General features: G+C 64.5%; 14 protein-coding genes. 6 read left to right on the forward strand and 8 right to left on the reverse strand.

All coding sequences use genetic code 11. The annotated features are described in order from the left end of the window. Positions 1 to 2: 2 nt before the first annotated feature. Genes nagA through Q5Z11_RS06840 form a run of 5 tightly spaced genes read right to left on the reverse strand, consistent with a single transcriptional unit; the run spans position 3 to position 5355 of the window. Entirely contained in the window at positions 3 to 1115 is a 1113-nt protein-coding gene (gene nagA, locus Q5Z11_RS06820; protein ID WP_303749280.1) for an N-acetylglucosamine-6-phosphate deacetylase, read from the reverse strand. Then, on the reverse strand, positions 1112 to 1894 hold the full coding sequence (locus Q5Z11_RS06825; protein ID WP_303749990.1) for a DeoR family transcriptional regulator: 783 nt from the start codon (positions 1892 to 1894) through the stop codon (positions 1112 to 1114). Before Q5Z11_RS06825 ends, nagA begins: the two co-directional genes overlap by 4 nt. Before the next feature lie 26 nt (positions 1895 to 1920). After that, positions 1921 to 3255, reverse strand: coding sequence for a D-tagatose-bisphosphate aldolase, class II, non-catalytic subunit (locus Q5Z11_RS06830; RefSeq protein ID WP_303749281.1), 1335 nt, complete (start codon positions 3253 to 3255; stop codon positions 1921 to 1923). Positions 3256 to 3257: 2 nt separating this feature from the next. Beyond that, entirely contained in the window at positions 3258 to 4208 is a 951-nt protein-coding gene (locus Q5Z11_RS06835) for an ROK family protein (protein ID WP_303749282.1), read from the reverse strand. Further along, the gene (locus Q5Z11_RS06840) at positions 4201 to 5355 is read right to left on the reverse strand and encodes an SIS domain-containing protein (RefSeq protein ID WP_303749283.1); all 1155 of its coding nucleotides are present in this window, start codon (positions 5353 to 5355) and stop codon (positions 4201 to 4203) included. The genes Q5Z11_RS06835 and Q5Z11_RS06840 overlap by 8 nt, the downstream gene beginning before the upstream one ends. A gap of 316 nt (positions 5356 to 5671) precedes the next feature. Here Q5Z11_RS06840 and Q5Z11_RS06845 point away from each other — a divergent pair, with 316 nt between their 5' ends. The 3 genes from Q5Z11_RS06845 to Q5Z11_RS06855 all read left to right on the forward strand — a co-directional run bounded on the left by Q5Z11_RS06845 (position 5672) and on the right by Q5Z11_RS06855 (position 13602). Next, positions 5672 to 9034 (forward strand): TIM-barrel domain-containing protein, encoded by a 3363-nt coding sequence (locus tag Q5Z11_RS06845; protein WP_303749284.1) that lies wholly within the window; start codon positions 5672 to 5674, stop codon positions 9032 to 9034. 121 nt (positions 9035 to 9155) lie between these two features. Beyond that, complete coding sequence (locus Q5Z11_RS06850) at positions 9156 to 12131, forward strand: TonB-dependent receptor plug domain-containing protein (RefSeq protein WP_303749285.1); 2976 nt, start codon at positions 9156 to 9158, stop codon at positions 12129 to 12131. A gap of 115 nt (positions 12132 to 12246) precedes the next feature. Next, entirely contained in the window at positions 12247 to 13602 is a 1356-nt protein-coding gene (locus Q5Z11_RS06855; protein WP_303749286.1) for a Gfo/Idh/MocA family protein, read from the forward strand. Positions 13603 to 13724: 122 nt separating this feature from the next. Here Q5Z11_RS06855 and Q5Z11_RS06860 read toward each other — a convergent pair whose 3' ends face one another. Further along, complete coding sequence (locus Q5Z11_RS06860; RefSeq protein ID WP_303749287.1) at positions 13725 to 15179, reverse strand: MATE family efflux transporter; 1455 nt, start codon at positions 15177 to 15179, stop codon at positions 13725 to 13727. Positions 15180 to 15285: 106 nt separating this feature from the next. Between Q5Z11_RS06860 and Q5Z11_RS06865 the strand changes: the two genes are divergently transcribed. Continuing rightward, the gene (locus tag Q5Z11_RS06865) at positions 15286 to 15693 is read left to right on the forward strand and encodes an RNA-binding S4 domain-containing protein (protein ID WP_303749288.1); all 408 of its coding nucleotides are present in this window, start codon (positions 15286 to 15288) and stop codon (positions 15691 to 15693) included. Between the two features lie 328 nt (positions 15694 to 16021). Here Q5Z11_RS06865 and Q5Z11_RS06870 read toward each other — a convergent pair whose 3' ends face one another. After that, positions 16022 to 16627: a DUF937 domain-containing protein gene (locus Q5Z11_RS06870; RefSeq protein ID WP_303749289.1), complete on the reverse strand. Its 606-nt coding sequence runs from the start codon at positions 16625 to 16627 to the stop codon at positions 16022 to 16024. Between the two features lie 155 nt (positions 16628 to 16782). After that, a complete protein-coding gene (locus tag Q5Z11_RS06875) occupies positions 16783 to 18429 on the reverse strand; it encodes a catalase (protein ID WP_303749290.1) in 1647 nt (548 codons plus the stop codon). A 210-nt stretch (positions 18430 to 18639) separates the two neighbouring features. Between Q5Z11_RS06875 and Q5Z11_RS06880 the strand changes: the two genes are divergently transcribed. After that, the gene (locus Q5Z11_RS06880; protein WP_303749291.1) at positions 18640 to 19326 is read left to right on the forward strand and encodes a helix-turn-helix transcriptional regulator; all 687 of its coding nucleotides are present in this window, start codon (positions 18640 to 18642) and stop codon (positions 19324 to 19326) included. Positions 19327 to 19399: 73 nt separating this feature from the next. Further along, a complete protein-coding gene (locus Q5Z11_RS06885; RefSeq protein WP_303749292.1) occupies positions 19400 to 20023 on the forward strand; it encodes a glutathione S-transferase family protein in 624 nt (207 codons plus the stop codon). The last annotated feature ends 180 nt before the right edge of the window (positions 20024 to 20203 follow it).

Here is a 20203-nt window from a genome sequence, read left to right on the forward strand (position 1 = left end):
GGTCAGCTTGGGTCGACGGGGGTGCCGGCTATCCATACCTGCTGCAATTTCAATTGCGGGTCCAATACCACCATGTCGGCACGCAGGCCCGGCGCGATGCGGCCGCGGTCTTCCAGATCCAGGTAATCGGCCTGGATGGTGGAAACACGTTGCGAGGCGTCGGCAAGGTCCAGGCCGACATCGACCAGGTTGCGCAGCGCCTGGTCCATGGTCAGTGCGCTGCCGGCCAATGAGCCGGTCGAAAGCCGCACGCAGCCCATGCACTTGTGCACGCGTTGTTCGCCCAGTGCGTATTCGCCATCGGGCATGCCGGTGGCGGCGGTGGCATCGGTGACGGCATACAGGCGCGGGATCGCGCGCACCGCCATGCGGATGGCACCGCGATGCACATGCTGCAGGTCGGGAATCAGTTCGGCGTATTCCGCATGCGCCAATGCGGCAGCAGCGATACCGGGCTTGTAGTGATCAACGCCGGTCATGCCGTTGAACAGATGAGTGAAGCCAACCGCGCCAGCCTGCAATGCAGCGACCGCATCTTCGTACGTGCCGGCGCTATGGCCGATCTGCACGCGGATGCCCATTGCGGCCAAGGCTGGAATCAAGGCGGTGTGCTGGCCGATCTCCGGTGCGATCGTCAGCACCTTGATCGGGGCCAGGGCATGCAGGTGTTGCACCGACTCCAGCGTTGCCTCCAGCGTCCGCGGTGGCTGTGCGCCCAAACGCTGCGGGCTGATGAAGGGACCTTCCAGATGCACGCCGATGATCTGCGCAGCATCGGGATCGGGCGTCGCCATCACCTGCGCTACACCGCGCAGGGCGTTCTCGATCTCGGCGTACTCGGCGGTCATGGTGGTGCCGAGCAGGGTGGTGGTGCCGTAGCGCGCATGGGTGTGGGCGATGCGGCGGGCGACATCGCCGCCCTGCATCAAATCCACGCCGGCTGCGCCATGCACGTGCAGATCGATGAAGCCGGGCAGGATGATAGGCAGATCGCTGCCGTCGCCAGCATGGTCTTCCACGTCCAGCGTGCGCAGTTGCTGGTCGAAGTGGACGTGGCCGCGGCGCCAGCCCAAGGGAGTGAGGATGCGGCCGTACAGGCTGCGGGTAGCGGTCATAGCGGTGGCTCGGCGGTGATCACTTCGATGCCCTGGCGCTGCAGTCCCTCGCGGGTGGCATCGTCGATGCCGGTATCGGTGATGATGGCGTGGATCTGGTCGAGGCGCGCGATGCGGTGCAGGCTGACGCGGCCGAATTTCGAGGCGTCGGTCAGCACCACGATGCGCCGTGCGCGCTCGACCATGCGGTGATTGAGGCGGGCTTCGGCTTCGTCATGGGTGGTCAGGCCGAACTGCAGGTCCAGGCCGTCCACGCCGAGGAACAAGGTGTCGAAGCTGTAGGAGGTGAGGCTGGCTTCGGCCTGGCTGCCCTGCAGCGACAGCGACTGCTTGCGCAGCAGGCCGCCGGTGAGCAGCACGTTGACCGCCGGTGCGTTGGCCAGCTCCCAGGCAATGTTCAGACCATTGGTCATCACGGTGACATCGCGGTGATCGCGCAGGTGCCGGGCCAGGGTCATGGTGGTGGAGCCGGAGTCGATGATGATGTTGTCGCCGGGTTGCACCAGCTGCGCGGCGCGCATGCCGATGGATTCCTTCAGCGACAGGTTCAGCGCATCTTTCTCGTGGATGTCCTGTTCCAGCGGCGGCATGCGTACCAGCGTTGCGCCACCGTGGGTGCGCGTGGCAAGGCCCTGGGCCTCGAAGTGGCCCAGGTCGGTACGGATGGTCACCGCCGACACGCCGAACTGGTCAACCAGTTCGGCAACCTGCACCGAGCCCTGGTCGATCAGGCGTTGCAGGATCTGCTGTCGGCGGGGACGGGTATTGCGCATGGTCAGCTCTCTTGTGCGTTTGAAAGCGGAGATTAACCGTTCGCAAGGTTTTGGGTGCGCAAACTTTCGCTTTGCTTGCGCGCACCTGCCTGATTGGCGCTGCAGGCGCGCGCGTATTCGCCCAGGCACTGGCCGACGCGATGCTGCACCAGGGCGGCGGGAGTTGCGGCCAGCTGGCCCTCCCGCACGGCCACGTACTGGCCCGGCAGGTATTGGCTGAGCAGCACCAGCGGCGGGGTGTGCTTTTCGAGGTTGGCGAACAATGTCTGCACAGCCTGCAGCAGTTCCGGCTCGCCCCAGTAGTAGCGGCAGCGGTCACTGAAGGCGTAGGAGCGCAGCAGACGCAGCGTGGCTTCATCGCCGTGGTAATGCGCCTGCCAGTTCTTCGGCTTGGCCAGCATCACTTGTTCCAGCACCTGTGGCAGCTTCGAGCACTGCGCGGCGGGCAGCAGTACGGCTTCGATCGCGGCGAGTGCGAACAGCGCTTCGCGGTAGGCGAACGTTGCCGCAGGGCCGACCTTGAGGATGGCGAAGTGATCGCGCACCAATGCATGCAGGCCGGACTCGCGCTGATAGTCAGTGGAGTGCGCTTCAAACACGATGCGCGGCTGCTGTTCGAGGAAATCGGCCAACTCGCTGGCAGCGGCGGCATCGTATTCGTGCACGCTGCTGTGGTCGAAGTCCACGCCCGGCTGCACCACCATTGCAATCACGCGCTGCCAGGCATCGCGCAGATCCGGCGTATCGAACGCCTGCTGGTGGATGGCCAGGGTCTGCGCGGCAGCGGCCGGCGTGGTCACCGCCAAGCCGCCTGCCAACGAGGCCTCGCCACCGGGGATCGGCACTTCGGTACCAATCACGTAGACCGGCGGCGGCAGGCCCATGGCTGCAGCGGTCGCTTCGGCAATCAGCGCCAGTTCGGCCGAGCGCGCGGCGACGGTTGCGTCCGGCAGCGGGGTCGGGTCGTCAGCGCAGGACATGCTGCAGTCCAGATGGATCTTGTGGAAGCCGGCGGCGACGTAGGCATCGATCAATACGCGCGCATTGGCCATCGCTTCGGCGGCCGGCTGCTTCTGCCACGCGTTGGGACCGAGATGGTCGCCGCCCAGGATCAGCTGCGCGCGCGGGAAGCCTTCCTCATCAGCAAGCGCTTCCACATAGGCGCGGTACTGCGACGGAGTCATGCCGGTGTAGCCGCCGAACTGGTCAACCTGGTTGGAGGTGGCTTCGATCAGCAGCACGGTGCCGTGCTGCGCGGCCACATGCATTGCAGCGCGCAACACCTGTTCGTTGCTGCAGCAGACGCTGTACAGGCCGACATTGTGGCCTTGGCGATGAGAGGCAAGCAGGGATTGCAGCGGTGACATGGTCAAGCTCCGGGAATCAGGTAAGCGGGTTGGCAGGCGAGCAGGGCGGCACCACGGGCACCGCCGGCATCGCCGAAGCGCGGTGGCACGATGGGCGGCACTTCCACGCCGTTGAACAGATGTGCGGCGATGGCCGCGGGCAGCTGCTGGTAGAGCGGCGCGTACTGCGACAGACCGCCACCGAGCACGATGACGTGCGGGTCCAGCGCGAGGATCAGCGCGGCGAAACTATGGCCGAGCAGATCGCGGTGGATGTCCAGCGCCTGCATGGCGCGGGTATCGCCAGCTTCGGCCTGGGCGATGACTTCGCTGGCGTTGGCCGCATTGCCGCCAAGATGGCGTTCGATCATTGCCACGCCGCTGCCGGAGACATAGCGCTCCACGCAGCCGCGCAGGCCGCAGCCACAATCCAGCAGTGGCAGGCCGTGCCGTTGCAGCAGGTTGGCTGGCACGCTCCAGTGGCCCCATTCGCCGGCCAAGCCGTTGAAGCCACCGACCAGCTTGCCGTGCAGGCAGTAACCGCCGCCGGCACCGGTGCCGAGGATGGCACCGAACATGCTGGGGTAAGCATCCGCCGCGCCGCCGTGTGCCTCCGACAAAGCAAAGCATTGCAGGTCGTTGCCGAAATGCAGCGGCCGCTGCAGGCGCGCCTGCAGATCGGCGCTGACGCATTGGCCGGTCAGTGCCGGTACGTTGGCACTGAGCTGGCGACCACTGCGCCGCTCGCGCACGCCGGGCAGGGCGATGCCGATGGCCTGCGCGCGTTGGCCGAGCTCTGCATCGGCATCTGCAACCAGCGTTTCCACTGCCTGCAGGAAACCGTTGTAGTCGCCTTGTGGGGTGGCGATGCGTTTGCGCCACGCGACCTGGAGGGCGGCATCGCAGGCCACCAGTTCAATCTTGGTACCGCCAATGTCGATGCCGTAACAGGCCGGGGCGCGGGTATCAGCCATGGTGGATGGTGACGCCCTTGACCACGCGGTTGACGGTGCCGTCCGGGAACGGATTGTCCGGGGTCAGGCCGAGTGCGGCCGAGCGCTGCAGTGCGTACAGCTGGGCGAACGGCAGCCATACCGGCGCCAGCCAGCTGTCAGGCAGGGCAGGCGCGGACAAGGTGTAGTCGTCGTGGATGCCCAGGTCCGAATGCGGGCCGATCGACAATACCTTGCCGGCAACGCCATCACCGCGCAGTTCTTCCAGCAGATCCTGCTCGTAGCGACGCGACAGCGGTTCGGCGCTGCGCAGCACGACGACCAGGGTTTCATCATTGAGCGTGGACTTGGGACCGTGGCGGAAACCCAGCGGGGTATTGGCCAGGGCCAGCACGCGGCCAGCGGTGAGCTCCAATACCTTCAGCGCAGCCTCGCGGGCCAGCGCTTCCAGTGGACCACTGGCAAGGTAGATAACGCGGTTGTATGGCTGCGCAGCGAGTGCAGCTACCGCTGCATCCCAGTTATCCAAGCCCTGGCGCGCGAGTGCGGCAACCTGCTGCAGGCGCTGTACACGCTCGGCCCAAGGGGCGCTGTCGAACACGGTCAGTGCGGTCAGCAGCATGCAGCTCAGGCTGCTGGTCATGGCGAAGGCGCGGTCGCAGCTGGCGGCCGGCATCAGCAGCGTGCAGGTATCGTCGCGACCGGCGCCACGGCGGGCCAGCTCGCCTTCGGCATTGCAGGTGATGTCGAGGAAGCGGGCATCGTCGACGTCGGCGCGGACGCGGTCGACGGCGGCCACGCTTTCCGGGCTGGAACCGCTGCGGCCGAACGACACCAGCAGGGTCGGGCGGTCGCGCTGCAGGTACAGCGCCGGGTGGGTGAGCAGGCTGGTGGTGTGCACGGCGCGCACTTCGGCCGGCCACTGCGCATTGATGGTGTCGGCCACCATCTCGGCGATGAAACCGGAGCTGCCGGCGCCAGTGAAGATCACCCGCTGGCGCGGATCGGACAGGCGCTGCCCATGGAAATCCTGCAGGCGGGTGCTGGCCTGTTGCAGGTCGATGGCAAGCGTTTCCCACAGCGCGGGCTGCTGGGCGATTTCGGTAGCGGTATCGGATCCGCCCAGGCGCTGCCAGGCGGTCAGATCGTGAAGCAGGTTGGCATCCATGTGTGATTCCTGATTGGCCAGCGCACCATCTTTCTTTTCTTTCGAAATGTCAAATACCGAAAGCAAAACGAAAGAAATTATTTGATTCGACTTTGCTGCCTTGAGAATCGTCCGAAGCGAAAGGTTTCCCGGGAAACCCTTTCGCAGCAATGAATGCGCTCAGCTTCGCGATGTGAAAGTTGGTGCTGTGCACCATCTTTCGATTGCAAGAAATCTTACTTATCTTTTGCTTTCATTTTGTTGACATCTTTCGATTTCCTGCCCTAGAGTCGGCGCACTCGGTTTCGAAACGCCCGTTGAACGGGTTGGAGGCAAGGTGGAACACTGCGTTCGTCAATCGCCGCTGCTGCTGGCGCTGCTTTCGGCCCTGTTGTTGCCGGCAGTGACCGCACAGGCCGAGCCCATCGGCAATCTGCGCTCCGTCACCGCCAGCGATGGCCGCGACGGCGTGCGAGCCTGGGACGTACGCAGTGACAACGGCAGCACCCTGCGCATCGAGGTGCTGGCCAACGACATCGTGCATGTGCAGGCCGGCCGCAACGGCAAACTGACCGGCGCTGGCGACAAGGCCGCGCCCATCGTGTTGCCGCAGCCCGTGCAGCAGGTGCAGGCGCAGCTGGAAGAAGACGCGCAGGAGATCCGCGTGCGTACCCCGGCGCTGGTCCTGCATGTGCAGCGGCAGCCCCTGCAGCTGCGGTTGGAGCGTCTGGACGGTGGCAAGCCGGTGTCGCTATGGCAGGAGCAGCAGCCGCTGGACCTGTCCGCCGAGCAGAGCGTGCAGGTGCTGTCCTCGCAGGCAGATGAAGCCTTCTACGGTGGCGGCCAACAGAACGGCCGTTTCCAGTTCAAGGGCCGCGAGCTTGAAGTTTCCTATTCCGGTGGCTGGGAAGAGGGCGACCGCCCGAGCCCGGCGCCGATGCTGCTCAGCTCACGCGGCTGGGGCATGTTGCGCAATACCTGGAGCGACGGCAGCTATGACCTGCGCCAGCCGGACCAGGCCACGCTGCTGCACCGCGAGGATCGCTTCGACGCCTATTACTTCGTCGGCAATGATCTGCAGCGGCTGCTGGAACGCTACACCCAGCTGACCGGCCGGCCGAACATGGTCGCGCGCTGGGCGCTGTCCTACGGCGATGCCGATTGCTACAACGACGGCGACAACATCAAGAAGCCCGGCAGCGTGCCCGAAGGCTGGAGCGATGGCCCCACCGGCACCACCATCGACGTGGTCAACAGCGTTGCCGCCAAGTATCGCGAGAACGATATGCCGGGCGGTTGGATCCTGCCCAACGACGGCTATGGCTGCGGTTACAAGCAGCTGCCGGAAACCGTGCAGGGCCTGGTCAAGTACGGCTTCAAGACCGGCCTGTGGACCGAGAACGGCGTCGACAAGATCGCCTGGGAAGTCGGCAAGGCCGGCAGTCGCGTGCAGAAGCTGGACGTGGCCTGGACCGGGCAGGGCTATCAGTTCGCGATGGATGCCAACCGCCAGGCCTTCGACGGCATTCTCAACAATTCCGACTCGCGCCCGTTCCTGTGGACGGTGATGGGGTGGGCCGGCATCCAGCGTTATGCGGTTGCATGGACAGGCGACCAGAGCAGCAGCTGGGACTACATCCGCTGGCACGTGCCGACCCTGGTGGGTTCGGGCCTGTCCGGCATGGCCTATGCCAGCGGCGACGTTGATGCGATCTTCGGCGGCAGCGCCGAGACCTTTACCCGCGACCTGCAGTGGAAGACCTTTACTCCGGTGCTGATGGGCATGTCCGGCTGGTCGTCGAATGCGCGCAAGCACCCCTGGGCTTTCGATGAGCCCTACCGTTCGATCAACCGCGACTACCTCAAGCTGAAAATGCGCCTGACCCCGTATATGTACGGGCTGGTGCATGACGCCGCACAAAGCGGCGCGCCGCCGGTGCGCGGACTGATGTGGGACAACCCGCAGGACCCGCACGCGCAGGACGAAACCTACAAGTACCAGTTCCTGCTCGGCCGCGATCTGCTGGTCGCGCCGGTCTATCGCAGCCAGGCGGCAAGCCGTGGTTGGCGCCGCGACATCCATCTGCCGGCTGGCGGCTGGTACGACTATTGGGACGGCCGCCATCTGCAGGCCGGTGCTACCGGCAAGCAACTCGACCGCCCGGTCGAACTGGCGACGCTGCCGGTATTCGTGCGTGCCGGTGCGATCCTGCCGATGTATCCGGAAATGCTGTTCGATGGCGAAAAACCGCTGGATGAAGTGACCTTCGATCTGTATCCGCAGGGCGAATCCAGCTACACCTTGTACGAAGACGATGGCAGCACCCGCCGCTACCAGAAGGGCGAATCGAGCACGCAGCAGATCCGCGTGCAGGCACCGGCGCAGGGCAGTGGTCCGGTGCAGGTGGAGATCGCGCCGGTACAGGGCGAGTATCAAGGTCAGTTGGCGCAGCGCCGTTACGGCCTGCGCGTGTTGAATCGCACTGCGCCTACCGCAGTGCAGGCGGATGGCCGGGCGCTGCCCAAACTGGCCGATGCGGCTGCACTGCAGGCAGCCAGCGAAGGCTGGTACTTCGACACCAAGGAACGCAAGGGCACGCTGCACGTGCGTACTGCCACGCAGGACATCCGTGCGCCGTTGAAACTGCAGCTGGATTTTCCGGTCGCCGCCGCACTGGCTGACGACGCTTTCCCGAACGCACCGGAGCTGGGCCGCGCGCTGCCGTCCGACAGCCTGCTGGTGGTCAACCGTCCGGCCGAAGAGCCCGGCCATCCGCTGGAAAATGCTTTCGACGATGATCCGGCAACCTGGTTCCGTAGCGTGCGCAACCAAGCCATCCGTACCGGCGCCCACGAATGGGTGGTGGGCTTTGGCGAACGCAAGCTGATCGACGGCATCGAGCTGGCACCGCGCAATGACCAGCACTGGAAACATGGCCAGGTGCGTGACTACGAAATCTACATGGCCGACAGCAATGGCGAGTGGGGCAAGCCGATTGCCAGCGGTCAGCTGCAGCTGAAGCAGGAACTGCAGCGCATCGATTTCCCTGCCCATGCCGGTCGCCTGCTGCGCTTCCGCGTGCTCAGCGTGCAGAACCCCGACGGTGATGGCGCAAGCGGTGCCGATCCGATGGTGACCGCAGCGCAGGGCAGCACCGCACGTGCGGTGGATGCACTGCAGCCGCGCGATGTTGGCCCGATTGCACTGTCCACCTTCCACATCCTCGAGCAGCAAACGGCTGAGCGGCCGGCGCGGCAGCAATACCTCTCCCAGCTGCCGCTGCCGGCCGTATTGGCCGCCCAGGTGCATGCCGATCGTTCGTTTGCCGCCGCGGTACCGATGCGCATGAACGGCTTGCAGTTCCGCCGCGGCCTCGGTGTCGGCGCGCAAAGCCGCATCGACATGAGCTTGAAGGGGCAGTGGAAAACACTGCGCGCCGACCTCGGCGTCGACGACCAATGCCGTCAAGCCGGCGGACTCCAGTTCCAGGTCTGGGGTGATGATCGCCTGCTCTATGACAGCGGCTTCGTGAAAGCGCCGGGTGTGGTCAAGCCCGAGCTCGACATCCGCGGTCTTTCCAAATTGAGCCTGCGCACCTTGGGCGCGCAGGGTAGCCAACCGTCCCAGGTCTGCGCCAACTGGGCCAACGCCGTACTGATCGGCGAGGAGGGCGATTCCGCCGACATCCTCGCCCCATGACCCACCCGTAACACCGCTCCTCCCACCGGATTACCCCCGGCTACGGTCCAAGAACCGTGGCATGGGATCGCTTTGCCCGCCAACTGCTTTTTTTGCGTGCCCTTGCCAGGAGAGAACCCCGATGTTGCCAGCCAACCGCAGTGCCAAACGCTGTTTGCAAGCCCCGCTATCGTTGGCTGTCGCCAGCGTGCTGTTCGCCATCGCCGCACCTGCCTTCGCGCAGGACAAGGCTGAAAAGGAAAAGGACAAGACCACCGAGTTGTCCCGCATCGAGGTCACCGGTTCCAACATCCGTCGCACCGATGTGGAAACCGCATCGCCGGTGCAGGTGATCAGCAAGCAGGACATCCAGAACATGGGTGCACGCACGCTGTTGCAGGTGCTCGACAATCTGCCAGCGGCACGACCGGGCCAGGTCGATTCCAAGTCCCTGTTCACCGGCTCCGACGGCGCGTCGCAGGCTAATCTGCGTGGCCTTGGTGCACAGGGCACGCTGGTGCTGTTGAACGGTCGCCGCCTGTCGTACTACGGTGCACCGGCTGGCTTCCAGACCCAGTTCGTCAACATCGATGCCATTCCTGCCGCGGTGATCGAGCGCATGGAAGTGCTGACCGATGGCGCCTCGGCCGTGTACGGTACCGACGCGGTGGCTGGCGTGATCAACGTCATCACCAAGAGCAGCTACCAGGGCTTGGAAGTCAGCGGCACCTGGGACACCGCTTCGCGCTTTGATTCCTTCGGTGAAAAGCAGGCCAGTGTCACCGGCGGTTTCGGCGACATGGCCGAGGATGGCTACAACGTCTATGCCAGCGTCAATCTGTATGAGCGCGACGGTATTCCGGACAGCGAGTGGTACCTGAAGAACCCGGGCCAGTTCTACGTCAACAATCCGGACTACATCAAGAACCTGCGACTGGACACCGGCAGTGCGCCCGGTGTGTTCAATCCGGGCTACTACTACGCCATCGACCCGGTCACCGGCGCGCGCAGGGATGAGGCTGCACCGGGCTGCAACAACGTGCTGCAGGTCAGCAGCGGCACCCGCTGCATCTGGCAGACCTGGATGAACCGGCAGATCAATGGCGGCGCTGATTCCAAGCGCGTCACTGCCTACGTCAACAGTCATTTCCAGCTCAACGACACCACCGAAGCGTTTGCCGAAGTCACCTATACCGACATCGACCTGCATGCCAATGGCGGCACGCCGCGTGCGTATGGCACCACCACCGGCAATCCGCAGAGCTGGTTCTCGCGCAACACCGGCAACACGGTCAACCAGTTCCTGACCCCGTGGCTCGGCCCGAACAACGAATACAACCACGCCAGCCCGGAACTGAAGGCGATGAATGGCGGTGTGGTCGGTTTGGGCTATCTGCTGCAGGACGTTGGCGGTGGCCACTTCGGCCAGCGCAACACCGACGAGAGCTACCGCGCCGTTGCTGGTCTGCGCGGCAGCGCCGGTGACTGGAACTGGGAAACCGCGTTCGCCACCGCCGGCTCGCATTCGGTCACCTACCAGACCACCAACGTCAACCTGAAGGGCTTCGAGAAGGCCTTTGGTCCTTACACCATCGATCCGGGCACCGGCCGCGTCATCATTTCCGATCACCCGGCCTACAAGTTCGGCGAGATCAGTGAAGCCAATGCGGCGCTGATACGCGAAGCCTTCCCGACCTTCGACATCGAGTCGTGGACCCGCCTGCACACCTTGGACGGCAAGATCGAAGGCCCGCTGTTCAACATGCCGGCCGGCGAAGTGCGCGCGGCATTCGGCTTCAACGCCACCCGCGAGACCTTCTACACGCCGGGTAACCCGGATGCCGCAAACGGCCTGATCACCCAGCAGGGCGGCTCGTGGTTCGACGGCAAGCGCAATACCTATGCGCTGTTCGCCGAAGCCGTGGCACCGCTCACCGAAAAGCTCGAGATGGACCTGGCACTGCGCCTGGACAAGTACCCGGGCTTCAGCGCCAACGCCGCGCCGAAGATCGGCCTGAAGTACCAGGCGCTGCCGCAGCTGATGCTGCGCGGTACCTATTCGGAAGGCTTCCGTGCACCGAGCCTCGCCGAGGCTGGTAGCGGTGGCGTGTATGCGCAGATCGGTGGTTACCGCGATGAAGTCCGTTGTGCCGAAACCAATGCGATCGCGGGCCTGCTGCGGCAGTCCAACCGCGTCGTCGACAAGGACCTGGGCAACAGCCTGTGGAACAGCGATTGCAGCCGCAACGTGGCGCGCATGACCCAGCCCAACCAGGACCTGAAGCCGGAGAAGGCGAAGATCGCCACCTTGGGCTTCGTGCTGGAACCGACCGATTGGTTGTCGGTGTCGGCCGACTACTGGTTCGTATACCGCCGCGATGAAATCGTCGCGCCGGATTACAGCAAGGAAGAAGACATCGACTCGATGACCCGCTTCCCTATCACCGAGTCCGACAAGTCCAACCTCGTTGCGCTGGCTGCCATGTGCAGCGACCCGGCCAGTGGCGTCACCTGTCCGGGCACCTTGCCGGGCTATAGCATCGGTAACGTCGCCAGCGTGATCGGACAGTACAGCAACCGTGGCCGCACCCTGATCGACGGCTTCGACGTGGACCTGCGCAGCCGCTTCGACCTGGGTGAATGGGGCCGCCTGAACATCGGCGTGGCCGCGACAATTGCCAATCGCAACATGTACAACTCCGACAACGGTGACGGCTGGTACTACGGCAACGTGGTTGGTTACTACAACAACCCGATGGTGCGCGCCACGTTCAACACCAACTGGACGTATGGCAACTGGGACACCGGCTTCTACGTGAACTATGTCGGCGGTACCAAGTGGGCCTATGACCGCATCGACGCCGAAGACAACAACGCACAGACCTGCACCGGCAGCTACCTCGACCTGGCCCCGGGCCATTGCGGTGGCGCACCGGCATGGTGGACGGCAAACCTGAGCGTGAACTGGCGTCCGATCGAGAAGCTGAGCGTGGGCGTGACGGTGAAGAACCTGTTCAACCGCCTGCCGTTCTACGACCCGAACGACTGGATGAACTTCGCCGGCTACACCAACAACTTCGGCCGCATCTACAGCGTGACCGCGACCTACAAGTTCTGATCCACGCAGCAGCGCTTCCCCCTCATGCATTGCATGAGGGGGAAGACAGTGACACCGTCAGCACGGTCGCGGCACGCCTGCCATGACCGGCACGACCCCTGAAAGAGGAAACACAATGAAGCGTAGGGAATTCATCATGGCCAGCGCGGCCCTGGCCGCCACCAGCCTGTTGCCGAACACCCCGGCGTGGGCACGTGGTCGCAAGGTGCGCCTGGGCGTGATCGGCACCGGCATGCGTGGCCAGGTACTGCTGAAGGAACTGGTACGCCGCGACGACGTCGAAGTGGTTGCCCTGTGCGACATCGAGCCGATCATGCTCGGCCGCGCCATGGCCATGGTGGCCAAGGCAGGCAAGCCGGCACCGCAGGCTTACGGTGCGGACCGTGACCAGAACGCCTGGAAGCGCCTGCTGGAGCAGCGCGGCCTGGATGGCGTGATCATCGCCACCCCGTGGGAACTGCATGCACCGATGGCGATCGCTGCGATGCAGGCCAAGGTCGCGGTGGGCTGCGAAGTGGTCGCCGGCATCTCCCTGCAGGACCATTGGGATGTGCTCAACACCCAGCTCAGCACCGGCACGCCCTACATGTTGCTGGAGAACGTGTGTTACCGCCGTGACGTGATGGCCGCGCTGCAGATGGTGCGCCAGGGCCTGTTCGGCGAACTGGTGCATCTGCAGGCCGGTTACCAGCACGACCTGCGCGGGGTGAAGTTCAACGACGGCACGCCGGAGCATCCCTATGACAGCGGCGTGGAGTTCGGCGCCAAGGGCTGGTCGGAAGCACGCTGGCGCACCGAGCATTCCGTACAGCGCAATGGCGAGTTGTATCCCAGCCACGGCATCGGCCCGTGCGCGATGTATACCGGCATCAACCGCGGCAACCGTTTCACCCATATCAATGCCTTCGCCAGCAAGGCGCGCGGCCTGCACGAGTACACCGTGGCCAAGAGCGGCGGCACCACCCATCCGAGCACCAAGGTCAAGTTCAAGCTCGGCGACATCGTCACCACCACGCTGGCCTGCGAGAACGGTGAGACCATCCTGCTGCAGCACGACACCTCGTTGCCGCGCCCGTACTCGATGGGCTTCCGCGTGCAGGGCACCAAGGGCCTGTGGATGGACGTCAACCACGGCATCCACATCGAAGGCCGCAGCCCGCCGCACCAGTGGGAAGAGTTCAAGACCTACCAGGACCAGTACGAGCACCCGCTGTGGAAGCAGCATGCCGATACCGCCGCAAGCGCCGGTCACGGTGGCATGGACTGGTTCGTGATCCACGCCTTCGTCGAGGCATTGAAGGCCAAGTCACCGATGCCGATCGACATCTATGACGCCGTGACCTGGAGCGCCATCACGCCGTTGTCCGAGCAGTCGATTGCCAACAGCTTCCAGACCCTGGAGTTCCCGGATTTCACCAAGGGCCTGTGGCAGCAGCGCAAGCCGATCTTCGCCTTCGACGGCAGTTATTGATCAGCCTTGGTTCTGCCCCCTCCCTTGCGCCGAAGGCGTAGGGGAGGGTTGGGGAGGGGTTGAGCTCTTCGGCCCTTCCAGCAATGCCAGCTTCGCGGCTGACGCCGCTCCTACAGCGCTGTCTAGCGTTCCAATTCCACGTCCGGATCCGCCACCGGTGACGGCGGCGTCGCCGGCACTTCCGCCGGGGTGGCCTGCGCCGGCTTGTCCAGGATGGTTGCCTTGCGCCAATTGCCCCAGCGGTAATAGGCCATGATCATCAGCATCGAGCACAACGCGCTGATCGGGAAGCTCCACCAGATCGCATCGGCGCCAAAGCGTGGCTGCAGCCACAGCGCAAACGGCACGCGGATGCCCCACATGCCGATTGCCAGGATCAACAGCGGCGGCAGCACCGCGCCGGTGGAACGAACCACGCCGGAAAGCACGAAATTGACGCCGAAGAACAGGAACGACCACACCGCGATGTGATTCAGGTGGCGGCCGATTTCCAGCGCCTCGCTGGCTGCTGGCAGGAACAACGCCAGGGTGCTGCGATCAAACAGGATGATCGGCGCGATCAAGGCACCGGTCAGCAGGAAGTTGAACAGCACACCGGTACGCGCGGTGGCTTCCACCCGTGGCCAGAGGCCGGCGCCGACGTTCTGTGCGGCCATCGTCGAGCAGGCCGCACCAATGGCCATGGCCGGCATCTGCACATAGGTCCACAACTGCATCGCGGCGCCATAGGCCGAGGCGGTTTCCACCCCGTAGCCATTGACCATGCTGATCATCATGATCATCGCCAGCGAGATCAGGATCATCTGCAGGCCCATCGGCACGCCCTTGACCACCAGCGCCTTGAGGATGACCGTGTCGATCTTCAACAGGCCGATGTCCTTGCGGCCCAGCCACAGCATGTGTCGCTTGTTGCGCAGGTAAAGCATCAGGCCGGCCAGCGCCAGGCCCTGCGAGAAGAAGGTGGCCCACGCTGCACCGGCAATACCGAGCTCCGGGAACGGGCCCACGCCGAAGATCAGCAGCGGGTTGAAGGCGATATCCATCAGCACCGCCAGCAGCAGGAAGCGGAACGGCGTGCGCGCATCGCCGGCGCCGCGCAGGGCGGCGGTGATGAAGGCGAACGCGTACAGCAGCGGCATCGCCAGGAAGATCACCTTCAGATAGGCATCGGCCATCGGCAGTGATTCGGCCGGTGTGCCCATCGCCACCAGCAGGCGGTGCGAGAGGAACCAGCCCAGCACCGCGATCACCGCAGACAGGCCGATGAAGAAGGTGGCACTGGTGCCCATCACCCGCCGGGCCTGCGGCAGGTCCTTGGCACCGATGGACTGGCCGATCAGGATGGTCGCGGCCATGCCGATACCGAACACCGAGCCGATCAGGAAGAACATGATGTTGTTGGCGTTGGCCGTGGCGGTCAGCGCCGCCTCGCCGAGGAACTTGCCCACCCAGATGGCATTGACCGAGCCATTCAGCGACTGGGCGATGTTGCCAGCCAGGATGGGGAGCGCGAACATCAGCAGGCTGGTCCCGATTGGACCTTCGGTCAGCGAGCGGGTTTGCTTGGGTTTCGACATGGACAACGTTGTCGGGATCGGGGCAGGCACACTAGCATCTTGCAGGTGAGCGCGGCGGTGGCAGGTATCACCGCTTGGGCGGCAACAAGGGAGTCATGGCAGCGCAATGAGTGGCGAAGTCGTAGTGGTAGCAAGCATTCGTCTTGATGTGTGGCTGTGGGCTGCACGTTTTTTCAAGACCCGCAGCCTGGCCAAGCAGGCGGTGGAGACCGGCAAGGTGGATGTGGAAGGGCAACGCCCCAAGTCGTCCCGCGCCATTCGCCTGGGCGACGCGCTGCGGGTGCAGCGTGGCGATGAGGTCTTCGAGATCGCGGTGCGCGGGCTCAGTGACAAGCGTGGTTCGGCGCCGGTAGCGCAGGCCATGTACGAAGAGTCGGCGGCCTCGAAGCAGGCGCGTCACGAGCTGCAGCAGCGTCGCGCCGCCGAAAGGACAGGCTACCAGGCCCCGGAGCACAAGCCCGACAAGCGCGCCCGCCGCCTGATCCGCGCCCTGGGTGACCTCGACGCGCTCTGACCCAAGCGCTTCACCTGTAGTGCCGAGCCATGCTCGGCAGGGGCTCTACCATAAAGCCAGACCTGTAGTGCCGAGCCATGCTCGGCAGGGGCTTTACCAATAAAGCCAGACCTGTAGTGCCGAGCCATGCTCGGCAGGGGCTTTACCAACAAAGCCAGACCTGTAGTGCCGAGCCATGCTCGGCAAGGGGCTCTACCGGTAAAGCCTCTGCCGAGCATGGCTCGGCACTACAGGGGCATTACTAGTGAAGCTTCTGCCGAGCATGGCTCGGCACTACCGAAACAAAAACGCCACCTTGCGGTGGCGTTTTCAATCAACCTGCAGCAGCTCAGCGCTTGCCACTACCCAACAAGCCGCTGCCCAGCCTGATCAGGTCGCTGACCCCGAACTGGCCGTCGCCATCCTGGTCCAACACGCTGCCCAGCAGCCCGCCGCCGATGCCGCCAGCCTGGGAAACCTGCTGCTTCTCCTGGCCCAGGATCTGCGCCAGCCCACCGGCGCTGGCCTGGCCGCCGCTGCTCATGCGCTGGGCGATGAAGGCCATCACGATCGGGGCAAGGATCTTCAACAACTGGCTGGAGCTGCTCGGGCTCAGGCCGGTAGCCTGGGCAAGGCCGGTCTCGGCGCGGTCCTGGTTGCCGCCGAAGATGTGGCCGAGGATGCCGGCGCCGTTGGCTGCCGGGCTGTTGCCGCCGCCCATCACCGCACCCAGCACGCTGCCGATGTCCAGGCCGCTGTGGTTGTTCTGCAGCGCGCCGAACAGGGCTTGGGCGCCCTGCGGCTTGGCCGCGTTGTTGCCCAGTGCGCCCATCAGCAACGGCAACGCGGCGCTGATCGCGCCCGAGGCCTGCTGGCTGTCGATGCCCAACTGCTGCGAAACCTGCTGCAACGGTGCGCCCTGCAGCTGTGAAAGAAGGTCGTCGGTCAGGCTCATCGGGGAATCCTTGAAGGTGGGTTGTCCAGCGGCATGGTAACTCCCGCACGGGGGCGTAAGTGAAGAGACCAAAGACGTGTTGGGTTGTGGGCAGAAACAGCACCGCCCGCGCAGGGCGGGCGGTGCTGTTTCATCGTTGGAACGGTCAGCTTGGCTTACAGCTCGATGTCCTCGGCGCCTGGGGTGGCGGTCGGGAAATCGCTGCCCGGATGCGGCGGCGGTGCGAACGGATCAGCCGGGGCGGCTGCCGCGGCCAGCTTCTGCAGGGCGGCGGCGATGCCCGCGCCGTAGGCTGGATCGGCCTTGTTGCAGTTGTCGATGTGGCGCTGCTTGATGAAGTCCGGGGCATCGCCCAGGGCGCGTGCGGTGTTCTCGAACAGGCGCTGCTGCTGCGCGGCGTTGTAGCTGCGGAACAGCGCGCCGGGCTGGCTGAAGTAATCGTTGTCGTCTTCGCGGAAGTTCCAGAAGTCGGCATCACCACGGATCTTCAGTGCCGGCTCGCGGTACTGCGGTTGTTCCTGCCACTGGCCATAACTGTTGGGCTCGTAGTGCGGCAGGCCACCGTAGTTGCCATCGACGCGCATGGCGCCATCGCGGTGGTTGCTGAAGACCGGGCAGCGGGCAGCATTGACCGGAATCTGGTGATGGTTGACGCCCAACCGGTAACGCTGCGCATCGGTGTAAGCGAACAGGCGGGCCTGCAGCATCTTGTCCGGCGAGGGGCCGATACCCGGCACCAGGTTGCTCGGTGCGAATGCCGACTGCTCCACGTCCTGGTACCAGTTGACCGGGTTGCGGTTGAGTTCGAACTCGCCGACTTCGATCAGCGGGTAATCGCTCTTCGGCCAGACCTTGGTCAGGTCGAATGGATGGATGCGATAGGTCTCGGCTTCGAGCTCCGGCATGACCTGCACGAACAGCTTCCACTTCGGGAACTCGCCACGCTCGATCGCCTGGAACAGGTCACGGCCGTGGCTTTCGCGGTCCTTGCCGACCAGCACTTCGGCCTGCGCATCGGTCAGCGCCTGCACACCCTGCTGGGTGACGAAGTGGAACTTCACCCAGAAGCGCTCGCCGCCCTCATTGGTGAAGCTGTAGGTGTGCGAACCGAAGCCGTTCATATGACGGAAGCTGCGCGGGATGCCACGGTCGCTCATCACCACGGTGACCTGCATCAGTGCTTCCGGCAACAGGGTCCAGAAGTCCCAGTTGTTGCGGGCGCTGCGCAGGTTGGTGTGCGGGTCACGCTTGACCGCCTTGTTGAGGTCGCCGAACTTGCGCGGGTCACGCAGGAAGAACACCGGCGTGTTGTTGCCGACCAGGTCCCAGTTGCCTTCCTCGGTGTAGAACTTCAGTGCGAAGCCGCGGATGTCGCGCTCGGCATCGGCGGCGCCACGCTCACCGGCCACGGTGGTGAAGCGGGCGAACATTTCGGTCTGCTTGCCCACCGCCGAGAAGAGCTTGGCGCGGGTGTATTTGCTGATGTCATGGGTGACGGTGAAGGTACCGAATGCGCCAGAGCCCTTCGCATGCATGCGGCGCTCGGGAATGATCTCGCGGTTGAGGTTGGCCAGCTTCTCCAGCAGCCACACGTCTTCCATCAGCAACGGGCCGCGGGGGCCGGTGGTCTTGCTGTTCTGGTTGTCCACCACCGGCGCACCGAAGGCGGTGGTCAGCGGCGTTACCGGCGCGTCGCCATGCTGCTGCTTGGGGGTGGTGCTGGTGTCACGCTGCGACTGCGCGGCCTGCTCGGGGGAGGGGGCGCTGTGGTACGGACAGGTCGGCTTGGTGTCGTTGCTCATGGCTGGCTCCTGCTGGCGTTGGGGTTTTGCTCCCACCGACTGTAACCACCGAACCGTTAAATGAATAATCAAATGAAACGTTCGCTCTGATAGGACTTACCTATTGCTCAGCTCGCCCGGATAAATGCGCTCTGTTGTTGGTGAGTGGCAGTTCCACCGCCTGCCAGCCGTTATGCTGGGCAGCTGCCTGTCCCGGATACGGATCTGTCCATGAGCCAACGCGCCACCCGATTGCTGCACCTGCTGGACGAATTGCGGCGCCGCCGCACGCCGGTGCGCGGGGCTGAACTGGCACAGCGCCTGGAGGTGAGCCTGCGCACCCTTTATCGGGATATCGAGGCGCTGCGCGGTCAGGGTGCGGAGATCGTCGGCGACCCTGGCATCGGCTTCCAACTGCGGCCGGGATTCCTGCTGCCACCAATGATGTTCTCGGCCGAGGAATTGGAAGCCTTGATGCTGGGCGCACGCTGGGTTGCCTCACACGGTGATCCGGAACTGGCAGCTGCGGCCGGCACGGCCTTGGAGCGCGTCACCGGCGTGCTGCCTGAAGCGTTGCGCCTGCAGGTGGAAACCAGCGGCCTGTTCGCACCGCATTGGCACGGCGTGCCGCCGGAGCCGTGGTTGCCTGCACTGCGCCGCGCCATCCGCGACGGCAATGCGGTGCGCATCCATTACCGCGATGCCGAGGGCAGGGCCAGCGAGCGGATGATCTGGCCGTTCGCAATGGCGTTCATGGCCGACGTACGTGTGCTGGCGGCGTGGTGCGAAATGCGCAGCGATTTCCGCCACTTTCGTGCTGACCGCATGTTGGCGCTGGAAGACACCGCGCAGCGTTATCCGGCACAACGCCATCAACTGCTGAAGCGCTGGCGCGCGGAGTGCATGACGGGAACGTGATGTGTCACTGCTGACAGCAGCTGTCAGCAGCCCCTGCGCACACTGTCGGCTCCTTACAACGCAGGTGCCTGACATGACCGATACGCTTACCTTCTACAGCCATCCACATTCGCGCGGCCGTATCACCCGTTGGATGCTGGAAGAAACCGGTCTGCGCTATGACGCGGTGATGCTTGCGTACGGCACCAGCATGAAGTCCGCGCAATACTTGGCGATCAATCCGATGGGCAAAGTGCCGGCCTTGCTGCAGGGCAAGACGGTCATCACCGAGAACGCGGCTATCTGCCTGCACCTGGCTGATCTGGCGCCGGCGAAGGCCTTGCTGCCACCGGTTGGCAGCCCCGAACGTGGTGAATGCTACCGCTGGGTGTTGTTCGCGGCCGGGCCGCTGGAGGCCTTCGTCACCGATCGTCGCCATGGTGGGCTGGCTCCGGCGATGGAAGCGGGTTACGGCACCGCCGAGGACCTGCTGCATACGCTGGAAACCGCGGTAGCCGGCAAGCGCTATCTGGTGGGTGACAGCTTCACCGTTGCCGACCTGTATATGGCCTCGTTCCTGAGCTATTACATCCGCGTGGGTGAGCTGGAGGCCAAGCAGGTATTCACCGACTACTGCGCTGTGCATCTGCAGCGGCCGGCATCAGTGCGTGCGGGGCAGTTGGATGATGCGCTGGTCGCGGATGTGGGAGCGGCGTAAGCCGCGAGGCTGGGATTGCTCGAAAGGCGGAAAGAGCCAACCCCTCCCCAACCCTCCCCTTGGCCTTCGGCCAAAGGGAGGGAGTAGAAGCCGTAGTGCCGAGCCATGCTCGGCAGTGGGCGGTACCAGGAAAGCCCCTTGCCGAGCATGGCTCGGCACTACAGGTGGGGCTTCTTGCCG

Origin of the sequence: Stenotrophomonas sp. 610A2, from assembly GCF_030549615.1 — a bacterium.
GTDB classification, from domain to species: Bacteria; Pseudomonadota; Gammaproteobacteria; order Xanthomonadales; family Xanthomonadaceae; genus Stenotrophomonas; species Stenotrophomonas pigmentata.

What these genes read in the sequence shown, in the direction of transcription:
- Q5Z11_RS06850 (WP_303749285.1), top strand. Translation starts at nt 9,156, where the DNA reads ATGTTGCCAGCCAACCGCAGTGCCAAACGCTGTTTGCAAGCCCCGCTA.
- Q5Z11_RS06875 (WP_303749290.1), bottom strand. Translation starts at nt 18,429, where the DNA reads ATGAGCAACGACACCAAGCCGACCTGTCCGTACCACAGCGCCCCCTCC.
- Q5Z11_RS06830 (WP_303749281.1), bottom strand. Translation starts at nt 3,255, where the DNA reads ATGTCACCGCTGCAATCCCTGCTTGCCTCTCATCGCCAAGGCCACAAT.
- Q5Z11_RS06855 (WP_303749286.1), top strand. Translation starts at nt 12,247, where the DNA reads ATGAAGCGTAGGGAATTCATCATGGCCAGCGCGGCCCTGGCCGCCACC.
- Q5Z11_RS06835 (WP_303749282.1), bottom strand. Translation starts at nt 4,208, where the DNA reads ATGGCTGATACCCGCGCCCCGGCCTGTTACGGCATCGACATTGGCGGT.
- Q5Z11_RS06840 (WP_303749283.1), bottom strand. Translation starts at nt 5,355, where the DNA reads ATGGATGCCAACCTGCTTCACGATCTGACCGCCTGGCAGCGCCTGGGC.
- Q5Z11_RS06885 (WP_303749292.1), top strand. Translation starts at nt 19,400, where the DNA reads ATGACCGATACGCTTACCTTCTACAGCCATCCACATTCGCGCGGCCGT.
- Q5Z11_RS06860 (WP_303749287.1), bottom strand. Translation starts at nt 15,179, where the DNA reads ATGTCGAAACCCAAGCAAACCCGCTCGCTGACCGAAGGTCCAATCGGG.
- Q5Z11_RS06880 (WP_303749291.1), top strand. Translation starts at nt 18,640, where the DNA reads ATGAGCCAACGCGCCACCCGATTGCTGCACCTGCTGGACGAATTGCGG.
- nagA (WP_303749280.1), bottom strand. Translation starts at nt 1,115, where the DNA reads ATGACCGCTACCCGCAGCCTGTACGGCCGCATCCTCACTCCCTTGGGC.
- Q5Z11_RS06865 (WP_303749288.1), top strand. Translation starts at nt 15,286, where the DNA reads ATGAGTGGCGAAGTCGTAGTGGTAGCAAGCATTCGTCTTGATGTGTGG.
- Q5Z11_RS06870 (WP_303749289.1), bottom strand. Translation starts at nt 16,627, where the DNA reads ATGAGCCTGACCGACGACCTTCTTTCACAGCTGCAGGGCGCACCGTTG.